7 protein-coding genes are annotated in these 8,788 nt (G+C 72.1%); 1 reads left to right on the plus strand and 6 read right to left on the minus strand.

What is annotated here, in order from left to right; genetic code table 11:
* Positions 1 to 6: 6 nt before the first annotated feature.
* The 3 genes from K7862_RS17000 to ftsE form a co-directional block, all read right to left on the minus strand.
* Positions 7 to 1,296: a S41 family peptidase gene (locus K7862_RS17000; RefSeq protein ID WP_222963439.1), complete on the minus strand. Its 1,290-nt coding sequence runs from the start codon at positions 1,294 to 1,296 to the stop codon at positions 7 to 9.
* Between the two features lie 155 nt (positions 1,297 to 1,451).
* Positions 1,452 to 2,369 carry a permease-like cell division protein FtsX gene (gene ftsX / locus K7862_RS17005; protein WP_222963440.1) on the minus strand — a complete coding sequence of 306 codons (918 nt, stop codon included), beginning with the start codon at positions 2,367 to 2,369 and terminating at the stop codon, positions 1,452 to 1,454.
* A gap of 42 nt (positions 2,370 to 2,411) precedes the next feature.
* Entirely contained in the window at positions 2,412 to 3,101 is a 690-nt protein-coding gene (gene ftsE, locus K7862_RS17010; RefSeq protein WP_069466313.1) for a cell division ATP-binding protein FtsE, read from the minus strand.
* Between the two features lie 355 nt (positions 3,102 to 3,456).
* On the opposite strand from ftsE, the gene K7862_RS17015 reads away from it, so the two are divergent.
* Positions 3,457 to 3,648, plus strand: coding sequence for a hypothetical protein (locus K7862_RS17015; protein ID WP_222963441.1), 192 nt, complete (start codon positions 3,457 to 3,459; stop codon positions 3,646 to 3,648).
* A gap of 159 nt (positions 3,649 to 3,807) precedes the next feature.
* On the opposite strand, the gene K7862_RS17020 is transcribed toward K7862_RS17015, so the two are convergent.
* The 3 genes from K7862_RS17020 to K7862_RS38470 all read right to left on the minus strand — a co-directional run bounded on the left by K7862_RS17020 (position 3,808) and on the right by K7862_RS38470 (position 8,486).
* Positions 3,808 to 4,716 (minus strand): hypothetical protein, encoded by a 909-nt coding sequence (locus K7862_RS17020; RefSeq protein ID WP_222963442.1) that lies wholly within the window; start codon positions 4,714 to 4,716, stop codon positions 3,808 to 3,810.
* 242 nt (positions 4,717 to 4,958) lie between these two features.
* Positions 4,959 to 6,074, minus strand: coding sequence for a peptide chain release factor 2 (gene prfB / locus K7862_RS17025; RefSeq protein ID WP_222963443.1), 1,116 nt, complete (start codon positions 6,072 to 6,074; stop codon positions 4,959 to 4,961).
* A 174-nt stretch (positions 6,075 to 6,248) separates the two neighbouring features.
* Complete coding sequence (locus tag K7862_RS38470; RefSeq protein ID WP_222963444.1) at positions 6,249 to 8,486, minus strand: protein kinase domain-containing protein; 2,238 nt, start codon at positions 8,484 to 8,486, stop codon at positions 6,249 to 6,251.
* Positions 8,487 to 8,788: the final 302 nt, after the last annotated feature.

Consider the following 8,788-nt stretch of genomic DNA (forward strand, 5'->3'; position numbering starts at 1 on the left):
CTCCCACTAGGAGGGGGCTCCGAGGCCAGTCAATACCTCGCGGCCCTCCGCGACAGGATCCTGCCCCTCGGGCACCTGGACGTCGGGGGCGATCCCCTGGCCGTCGACGCTGCGGCCGTCGGGCAGGTCGTAGTGGCCCACGGTCAGCTCGGCCACCGACCCGTCGGGCAGCGCGCTGGGCATCTGCACCGAGCCCTTGCCGAAGGTGCGGCTGCCGACGACCACCGCGCGCCCGCGGTCCTGCAGGGCGCCGGCCAGCATCTCCGCGGCGCTCATCGTGCCGCCGTCGACCAGCACCACCAGCGGGACGTGCGTGTCCCCGCCGGCCGCCGCGTACAGGGCGCGCTGGCTGCCGTGCACGTCGTAGGTGGCGACCAGCCCGCCGTCGAGGAACGCGGAGGCGACGGCGACGGCCTCCGTGACGAGGCCGCCGGAGTTCCCGCGCAGGTCGAGCAGGACGCCGTGTGGGGCGTTCCGCGCGGCATCACGGACCTGGGCGCCGACGCCGCGGGTGAAGGCGTCGGCGGCGATGACGGTCGGCCCGTCGGACGGGCGTGTCACGGTCACGGCCTCGGTGGCGAGCGTGGCGCGGCGCACCGCGACCGTCCAGTCGCGGGTGCCGCGCTGGACACCGAGCGTGACCGGGCTGCCGGGGACGTTGTCGCCGCGCAGGTCCGCGACGACCTGGGTGACGGCCAGGCCCGTGCATCGGGTGCCGCCGATGGTCGTGAGGATGTCGCCGACCCTGATGCCGGCCTGCCGGGCGGGGCTGCCGTCCTGGACCCGGGCGACCTCGATCCGCCCGCCGTCGATCCGGCGCACCCACAGGCCCACGCCGACGTAGCGGCCGTCGAGCGCCTCCTGGAGGCCGGCGTACTCCTGGGCGGTGTAGAAGGACGACCAGCGGTCGCCGCTGCGGCTGACGAGACGCGCGACGGCCGCGGAGCCGACCGTGCCGTCCTGGATCTCCTGGGCGATGCGGCCGGTGTCCAGGGTGCCGGTGCCGGAGCCGCCGCCGGCGGCACCCGCGTCGTCGTCCGTGCCGGACGTGCCGGACGTGGCTGCCGTCAGGTCCGGTACGGCCGTCCCGGTGCGGGCGGCCGGGGCCGTGCCGGCCCGCGGGCTGTCCGCCTCGGCGACCGGCGCCGCCTCGATCCGGGTGGCGGGCCGCCGCTGGGCGGGCTGGGCCAGGCTCCCGGCCGCCGCCCCCGTGGCGAGCATCGTGCCGAACACCAACGTCAGGGTGGCCCCGCGGCGAAGACGGCGGGGCGCCCCGAACAATGACGGGCCGGACATGGCCGGAAGTCTAGGCGAGAAACGGGCGGAGTACGGAACCTCGCCGTCACCGCGCATGACGCACCCTTTCGCAACCGTCCCGGACACCACGGGGGTACCGCCGACTCGCCCGCCGGACTACCAGGTCCGCCCAACTGCCGTGATCCGCGCGGTCGTCAGACCTTCAGGTAGCGGCGCAGTGCGATGAACGCCGCGCAGGCCGGCATCGCGACGCCGATGAGCAGCACCAGCGGCAGGACCCCTATCACCGAGTCCCAGCCGAGGAAGGACACCAGCGGGATCTTGTCCTGCAGCTTCAGGCCGGCGTCCACCATGAAGTAGCGCCCGCCCAGCAGCATCGCGCACGCCAGGCCCGCGCCCACAAGTCCCGCGAAGGCGGCCTCCATGATGAACGGCATCTGGATGTAGAAGCTGGACGCGCCGACGAGCCGCATGATGCCGGTCTCCCGGCGGCGGCTGAACGCCGACACACGCACGGTGTTGACGATGAGCAGCATCGCGACGGTGAGCATGAACGCCAGCACCACGTACGCGACGCGGGTCATGCCGTTGAGGAGGTCGAAGAGGTTCTTCAGCACCTCACGCTGGTCGGAGACCGACTGCACGCCGGGGTGCCCGTTGAAGAGGCTGGCGATGATGGCGAACTTCGTCGGGTCCTTGAGCTTGACCCGGTAGTTCTCCTGCATCTGGTCCGGGGTGACCGAACTGGCCAGCGGGGAGCGCTTGAACTGCTCCTGGTAGTGCTTGTAGGCCTGTTCCGCCGACTCGTAGTACACCTTCTCGACGATCGGCTGCGCCTTGAGCGTCTTGAGGATCTCGGCCTTCTGATCGTCGGTGACCGCACCGCGTGCGCAGTTGGGCGTCGACGCCGCGTCGCCCTTGTTGCACATGTAGATGGTGACCTGGACCTTGTCGTACCAGTAGCCCTTCATCGAGTCGACCTGCTTGTTGGCGAGCATCGCGCCACCGGTCAGGGCGAGGGACAGGGCCACCGAGATGACGACGGCGAAGGTCATCGTGAGGTTGCGGCGGAGACCGACGCCGATCTCCGACAGGACGAACTGGGCGCGCATGTATCAAGGTTCCTTTCGAGGGCCGGTGCTCTACGGGTTCGCTCAGTGCTGGTAGCCGTAGACACCGCGCGACTGGTCGCGCACCAGCCGCCCCTTCTCCAGTTCGATGACGCGCTTGCGCATCTGGTCGACGATGTTCTGGTCGTGGGTGGCCATCACCACGGTCGTGCCGGTCCGGTTGATCCGGTCCAGCAGACGCATGATGCCGACCGACGTCTGGGGGTCGAGGTTTCCCGTGGGCTCGTCGGCGATCAGCAGCATCGGCCGGTTGACGAAGGCGCGCGCGATGGCCACGCGCTGCTGCTCGCCACCGGAGAGCTCGCCGGGCATGCGGTCCTCCTTGCCGGCCAGGCCGACCAGGTCCAGGACCTCGGGGACGGTCTTCCTGATGGTGCCGCGCGGCTTGCCGATGACCTCGAGAGCGAACGCGACGTTCTCCGCGACGGTCTTGTTGGGCAGCAGGCGGAAGTCCTGGAAGACGGTGCCGAGCTGGCGCCGCATGTGCGGGACCTTCCAGTTCGACAGGCGGGCCAGGTCCTTGCCGAGCACGTGGACCATGCCGGTGTCGGTGCGCTCCTCGCGCAGGATCAGCCGCAGGAAGGTCGACTTTCCTGAGCCTGACGAACCCACCAGGAAGACGAACTCCCCCTTTTCGATCTCCAGCGAGACGTCCCGGAGCGCAGGACGGTTCTGCTTGGGGTAGGTCTTGGTGACGCTGTCGAATCGGATCACGTTCGCACCAGGTTTGCGGGGTGAGCGGACAGGGGATGGGGGCGACACTACGCGAAGGTGCGGGCGGTGCGCAGTCGCCGTGGAGGGTTGGTGGCCTTGCCCACAGGGCATAGCCGGACAAGCCCGTCATTGGCCCCGCGCGTCCCAGGATGCGGACTCCACATTCCGGGTGCGGACACCCCGGCATTCCCGGGTGCGGGGAGCGGCATTCCCCAGAACCTGGCACAGTGGAAGGAAGGGGTTCCGGACCCCGAGCGGGGTGGACGGATCCCGGCCCTCAGCGGGGAATGGGAGCGCATACCCCCGGGAACGATTCGTGCACCGGGGGCGTTCACCGGACGGAGGAGGAGATCGCATGACGTGCGACCGACTGGTGTGTGCGAACTGCGCCGGCCCGGTGAGTGAGGGCCGCTGCCCGGTGTGCCGTGCCAACCGCGCCCGCCTCCAGCAGGAGAACCCCTGGTCCAACATCTCTCCCGCGGCCCTGATCGCCCTCCTGGTGGCGCTGCTGACCGTGGCCCTCGTCGTGGAGCACGCGACGGCGTGACGCCTCGTCCCGTCACCGCCGGCCGCGACGGTCCGGCGGTGACGGGACGACTCCGTTCCGCGACCGCTTCCCACGGAGACACGCATGAAGGCGGGGCCCGGAACGTATGTTCCGGGCCCCGCCTTCATGCCGTACTGCGTGATGCCGCCTGGATGGAGATCAGGCGGCGGTGTTGCGGCGCGCGCCGGCCAGACGCGGGGTGAGGCGGAAGCCGACACCGCCCGCGATCAGGGTGGCGGCACCGATGATCATGAAGGTGGTGCCGCTCGAACCGGTCTCGGCGAGCTGGTTCGTGGTGGTGCCCTGCGCGACCTGCTGCGTGTTGTCGGTGCCGGGGTTGTTGTTCCCGCAGTCGACGCTGTCGCCGGTCAGGGTGCAGGTGTTGTCGTTGCCGCCCGTGGAGGACGAGCCACCACTGGACGAGCCACCGCTGGACGAGGAACCGCCCGTGGAGGACGAACCGCCGCTGGACGACGAGCCGCCCGTCGAGGACGAACCGCCGGTGCTGGAACCACCGCTGGAGGAGTTGCCGCCGGCGTTGCCGTTGGACCCGCCGTTGCTGGAACCGCCGTTGTTGTCACCGCCGTTGGAGTTCCCGTTGGAACCGCCCTGGCTGTCGCCGCCGATGGTGACGGTGCCGCCGACGGACGCGTCGCCGCCGCTCGTGGTGGTGGTGTCGCCACCGCTGGACGTCGTGGTGTCGCCACCGCTGGACGTGGTGGCGTCGCCGCCGCTCGTGGTGGTGGTGTCGCCACCACTGGTCGTGGTGGTGTCACCGCCGCTCGTGGTGGTGGTGTCGCCACCGCTGGACGTCGTGGCGCCCTGGTCGCCGCCGGACGTCGTCGCGCCCTGGTCGTCACCGCTCGTCGTGGCGCCCTGGTCGTCGCCGGACGTCGTCGCACCCTGATCGTCACCGTCGAGGCCGACCTTGACGCTGACGCCGACACCACCGTCGCTCGTCACAGCCTGGGCTGCGCCCACTGCGGTCAGCGAGGCGCCGGCCGCGATCACCGCGGCGGCGGCGATGCGGGTCATGCGCAGCCGTGTGCTGGCTTTGGCCCTGCTCATGTTGTCAAGTACCCCCAGTAGATGTCTGCTTGGGGCCGCGCAGATCTCGAAGTGCGCTGTGCCACTGGAGGGACCGGATGTGCTCACCCCCGTGCGCCTACGCCTCATTCACGCGCATGCCGCGCAACACCCTCGCGGCTTTACCGGGGGTCGTCAAGGTCATTAAGCACACAATGTGCGTATTGCCCGGCAGTGCCCGTCACTTCTCCACAGCACTGTGACAACGGAGAGCGCGAAAACGCTTACGCGTCAGCCTTCTCACGGGACTTGCGCCAGCGGATGCCCGCCTCGATGAAGCCGTCGATGTCGCCGTCGAGCACGGACTGCGGGTTGCCGACCTCGTGGTCGGTGCGCAGGTCCTTGACCATCTGGTACGGGTGCAGGACGTACGAACGCATCTGGTTGCCCCAGGAGTTGCCGCCGTCGCCCTTCAGCGCGTCCATCCTGGCCTGCTCCTCCTGGCGGCGCCGCTCCAGCAGCTTGGCCTGGAGGACGTTCATCGCGCTGGCCTTGTTCTGGATCTGCGAGCGCTCGTTCTGGCAGGAGACCACGATGCCGGTGGGGATGTGCGTGATGCGGACAGCGGAGTCCGTGGTGTTGACGCCCTGGCCGCCGGGGCCGGACGCGCGGTAGACGTCGATGCGCAGCTCGGTCTCGTCGATCTCGACGTGGTCGGACTGCTCCACGACCGGCAGCACCTCGACGCCCGCGAAGGACGTCTGGCGGCGGCCCTGGTTGTCGAAGGGGCTGATCCGCACCAGGCGGTGCGTGCCCTGCTCGACCGAGAGGGTGCCGTAGGCATACGGCGCCTTGACGACGAAGGTGGTGGACTTGATGCCCGCCTCCTCCGCGTACGACGTCTCGTAGACCTCGGTGCCGTAGCCGTGGCGCTCGGCCCAGCGCAGGTACATCCGCTGGAGCTGCTCGGCGAAGTCCGCCGCGTCCACGCCGCCGGCCTCGGCCCGGATGTTGACGAGCGCCTCACGGGCGTCGTACTCCCCGGACAGAAGCGTGCGGACCTCCATCTCGTCCAGCGCCTTGCGCACGGACTCCAGCTCGGTCTCGGCCTCGGCGCGGGTGTCCGCGTCATCCTCGGCCTCGGCGAGCTCGAAGAGCACGGAGAGGTCGTCGATACGGCCCCGGAGCGTCTCGGTCTTGCGCAGCTCGGCCTGCAGGTGGGACAGGCGGCTGGTGATCTTCTGGGCGTTCTCCGGGTCGTCCCACAGAGAAGGGGCCGCGGCCTGCTCCTCGAGCGCGGCAACGTCGCCCCGCATCCTGTCGAGGTCGAGAACGGCCTCGATCGACCCCATGGTCGAGGACAGGGACTTCAGCTCTTCGGATACATCGACGATCGCCACGCATCCAGACTACCGGCTGGTCGGACCGACCCGGCCCGTTGTCCACAGGCGCCCAGGCAGGGCGCCCGTGCCGGGGTGCTCCCGAGGCCCCTGGGGCCCCTGCGACGCCCTGACGGCGCCCGCACCGGTCCCCCATGGCCCAGGACCGGATCAGGCCCTGGCCCGTCCCCTGGCTCAGGCCGGTGCCGGGGCGGTGGTGGCGGTGAGCGTGCCGGACGGCGTGAGCGCGAAGAGCTCCAGGGTGCGGCCGTCCACCGCCGCGCCCAGCGCTCCGGAGAGCCCGGCCGGCAGGACCGCCGCCGAGCGGTCCGGCGGCGCGCACTGCATCCCGGCCGCCAGAACGTAGAGGCGGCCGGCGGCCGGCAGCGCCTCCGGCCGGTGCCCGGCGGACGCGTCCAGGCCGGCGACCGGCGCCGAGGGCCGCCAGGCGCCGCCGGAGAACGGCAGCCGCAGCACCGCGCCGTCGGCCTTGCGGACCACGAAGGCGTCCAGGGTGCCCGTGCCCCGCGAGACCAGCGCGGGCGCGGAGGTGATGCGGCCCGCCGTCGGGACCAGGGCCCAGGCGTTCCAGCGCGAGCCGACGAGGGACGCGGTCACCAGGTCGCCGCCGACCCGGCCGACCAGGTCGATCCGTCCGGGCGCGGAGGAGGCCGCGGCGGGCGCCGCGTCGAACCGGGTCCGCTCGTCCACCTGCGACCAGGCGTTCCAGAAGCCGTTCGCACAGGTGCGGCGGTAGAGCAGGCCGTCCGTGCCGAGGGCGAACAGGTCGATCCGGCCGGGCCGGGCCGACACCACCGCCGGGTCGTCGGCGACACTGATTCCCGTGAGCTTGTGCCACGCTCCGTAACCGGAACCGTCGCGCACGATGTACCAGACGTTCTTGTCCTCGCCGCGCGCGAAGACATAGGTGGCGCCGTTCATCGTGAGGGCGCGCGGCCCGCCGGTCAGGCGGACGCCGGCGGCCGGGACGGCGTGCGGGGCGGACCACTGCGGGAGGGCGACCGGCGGTCCGGTGCGGCCCTGCGGGGAGTCGGCGCCGGCGGTCGGCGCGTTCGGGGTGCCCTGCGAGGTGTGGGTGGCCCGCGGCGCCGCGGAGGTGGAGGGCGGGGCCTGGTCGTCCCGGGAGGTGCCGGAGCCCGACTTCCCGCCGGAGCCGGCCGACGCGATGCCCCAGCCGCCGATCCCCGCGACGGCGAGCGCGGCGGCCGCCGCGGCGGCGAACCTCACCCGGCGCTGCCGGACGGCGTCCGAGACGGCCCGGTGCCGTGGACTGGCCGGACGTCCCGGCGCCGACGCCCGGGTCCGGCCGGCGGCGCCCTTGCCGCCGCGCGCCGCGTAGCCGGCCAGCTCCTCGGCGGTGGGCAGCTTGATGCTGGTGTGCGTGTCGCGGCTGGAGTCCGGGGCGGAGCCGCGCACCAGCGGTACGGCGCCGCGCCGCCGGTCCTGCGGCGAGGAGGCGTCCGCGGACGGGGCGTCGGCGGCGCCGAAGTGCGGTGCCGGGGACGGCTCGTCGTCCTCGTCGTCGCCGTACGGCACGTCGGCCGGCGCGCCGTCGGCTCCGGGCGGAGCCACGTCGAGTGCGGGCAGCCCGGCCAGGCCGGGCAGCAACTCGCGCAGCCGCAACCCCAGTTCGCGGGCGGTGAGCCGGGAGGCCGGCGCCTTGGCCAGGCACTGGGCGAGGATCTGCCACAGCTCGTCGGGCAGGTCCGGCAGCGGCTGGACGGTCTCGGTGACGTGGCGGCGCAGCACCGCGCCGGGGTGGCCGCCGCCGAACGGCGTGAATCCGGCGAGGAGTTCGTAGAGGACGGTGGCCAGCGCGTAGATGTCCACGGACGCGCGCGGCGGCAGGCCCTCGATGATCTCGGGGGCCAGGTAGTCGGGCGTGCCGATGATCCGGGTGGCCCGGGTGCGGCGCGGGGTGTCGACGAGACGGGCGATCCCGAAGTCGGTGAGCAGCGCGGGCGGCGCGCCGCCCGGGCCGGGGGCGGCGGCCGAGTCGAGCAGGACGTTCTCGGGCTTGACGTCGCGGTGGACGACGCCGGCCGCGTGGGCGGCGGCCAGGCCGTCGGCGACGTCGGCGGCGATCGCGGTGGCCGCCTCGGGGGTCAGGCGGTGGTCGCGCTCCAGCCGCGAGCGCAGGTCGGTGCCGCGCACCAGGTCCATGACCAGGGCGAGGTCGGTGCCGTCGACGACGAGGTCGCGGATGCCGACGATGTGCGGGTGGTCCAGGGAGAGGAGGGCGGTGCGTTCCTGCACGAAGCGGCCGACGAGGTCCTGGTCGGAGGCGAGGTCCTCGCGCAGCAGCTTGATGGCGACCGGGCCTTCCGGGCCGTCGCCGAGCCACACCGTGCCCGCGGATCCCCGCCCGAGCACCTGGTGAGCGGTGTAGCGGCTGCCGATCTTCCTGGCCAAGGCTTGCTCCGACTCCTCCGAAAGTCCGTCGCGTTGGCGACAAAGCTACGCGGAACGGGGGGCGTTCGGGGTATTGGTGCCCAGTGAGGAAGGGTTCTGGCGGAGAAATCACCCTCGGGAAGTCGACAAATCCCCATGCCGGGGGCTTCCTTGGCCCCCGAGCGGCCCCTCCCCTCCTCTCCTCCCCACCTGCCGGTGCACGGTTCGCCTGCGGGCAGCGGTTCGCCCTGCGCGGGCAGCGGTTCGCTCCGTTGGCGCAGAGGGCAACCCATAGGGGCGCGGGGTCCCCCAGACTTCGTCCG

This window comes from Actinacidiphila acidipaludis (genome assembly GCF_019890725.1).
GTDB lineage: Bacteria > Actinomycetota > Actinomycetes > Streptomycetales > Streptomycetaceae > Actinacidiphila > Actinacidiphila acidipaludis.

Bases quoted from the DNA above. Each gene is read 5' to 3' on its own strand.
- K7862_RS17015 (WP_222963441.1), top strand. From the start codon at position 3,457: ATGACGTGCGACCGACTGGTGTGTGCGAACTGCGCCGGCCCGGTGAGT.
- K7862_RS17000 (WP_222963439.1), bottom strand. From the start codon at position 1,296: ATGTCCGGCCCGTCATTGTTCGGGGCGCCCCGCCGTCTTCGCCGCGGG.
- K7862_RS17020 (WP_222963442.1), bottom strand. From the start codon at position 4,716: ATGAGCAGGGCCAAAGCCAGCACACGGCTGCGCATGACCCGCATCGCC.
- ftsX (WP_222963440.1), bottom strand. From the start codon at position 2,369: ATGCGCGCCCAGTTCGTCCTGTCGGAGATCGGCGTCGGTCTCCGCCGC.